Annotated in this window: 1 protein-coding gene; it reads left to right on the forward strand. The window is 49.0% G+C overall.

From position 1 onward, the window contains the following. A partial coding sequence (gene cimA / locus RMO27_RS05655; protein ID WP_309730294.1) for a citramalate synthase occupies window positions 1–1,421 on the forward strand: 1,421 nt, incomplete at its 5' end. Window positions 1,422–1,666 lie beyond the last annotated feature (245 nt).

Here is a 1,666-nt window from a genome sequence, read left to right on the forward strand (position 1 = left end):
AGCTAGAGCCGTTGATACAAGCGGAAGTCGTGGCTTTTTGCTCGACGCGTCGCCCTGGCGGATTGGCAGCGGAAGATAAAATGTTAGCGGCGATTCTAGCGGCAGGAAGCAAGTGGGTGACGATTTTTGGTAAATCTTGGGATTTACATGTTGGTGAGGGCTTAAAGACCGATTTAGCTGAGAATCTGGCGATGATTCGGGACTCGATCGAGTACTTGATTTCCCAGGGTAGGCGGGTAATCTATGATGCCGAACACTGGTTTGACGGCTACAAAGCAAATCCAGAATATGCCGTCCAAACACTGCAAACTGCGATCGCGGCTGGCGCGGATTGGCTGGTATTTTGCGATACCAATGGCGGGACAATGCCCCATGAGCTGACGCAAATTGTCAATGAGGTCATCGAGCGCGTCGATCCCAATCGGCAGCTCTTATTTGGCATCCACCCACACAATGACTGCGAGCTAGCGGTAGCCAATGCGATCGCGGCTGTCACCAGTGGCATCACAATGGTGCAGGGGACGATTAATGGTTATGGCGAACGCTGCGGCAATGCCAATCTCTGCTCGATAATTCCCAATCTGCAACTCAAGCTCGGCTATTCCTGCTTGACTGATGCCAATCTCATCCGCTTGACGCAGGTGAGTAGATTTGTCAGCGAAGTCGTCAATGTCGCGCCCAATGATTACGCCGCATTTGTCGGTAAGTGCGCCTTCAGCCATAAAGGTGGCATCCACGTCTCCGCCGTCGAACGCAATCCCCTTACCTACGAACATATCGATCCTACCCACGTCGGGAACGCCCGTCGCATTGCGATTTCCGAACAGTCGGGATTGAGTAATGTCCTCATCAAAGCCAGCGAAATGGGCTTGACACTCACCAAGGAAGATCCGCGCACTCGCCAAATTTTAGCCAGACTTAAAGAACTAGAATATCAAGGCTATCAATTTGAAGGAGCCGAGGCGAGTTTTGAATTATTGATGCGCGAAATACTCGGTCAAACCTCGACGCTGTTTACGATTCAGGGTTTTCAGGTGCATTGCGCGATCGCCACTCAAAACCACCATTCCCTCGCAACTATCAAAATCGCCGTCGATGGTCAAAATATCCTCGAAGTTGCTGAAGGAAATGGCCCCGTATCGGCTCTAGATGCCGCCTTACGCAAAGCATTAAGTCGATTTTACCCCGAACTAACAAAATGTTATTTAACCGACTATAAAGTGCGGATTATCGATGGTTCCGAAGGCACATCAGCAGTTACCCGCGTACTGGTGGAGTCGAGCAATGGACTACATCGCTGGACGACGATCGGCGTATCTGACAATATCCTCGAAGCATCCTATCAAGCTGTCGCTCAAGGGATTGAATATGGATTGTTGGTTAAGTCCCCTCAAACCTGTAGTTTAGTCGATGTGAAATAGGAAGATATTCAATAAGTTTCAATAAGTGTTGCTGAATTTAAGTATGATAAACGATCTCTAAAACCCTTGGTAGAGGTAATTCATATATTAGCCCACAAAACCTGAAAAGAGGTGAAACCTGTAGTAGGAATCACCTCTTTTGAGTTAAGAAGTAGAAGATTAAGCTTGGCAGCGAGCTATTTTGGCAGGGGGCAACCCCCCAACTATCGTCGCCGTGCGAGCGTTTCACTGTCCGAGTTCGGGAA

This window comes from Chamaesiphon sp. OTE_75_metabat_556 (assembly GCF_031378165.1).
In the GTDB taxonomy this organism is placed as follows: domain Bacteria; phylum Cyanobacteriota; class Cyanobacteriia; order Cyanobacteriales; family Chamaesiphonaceae; genus Chamaesiphon.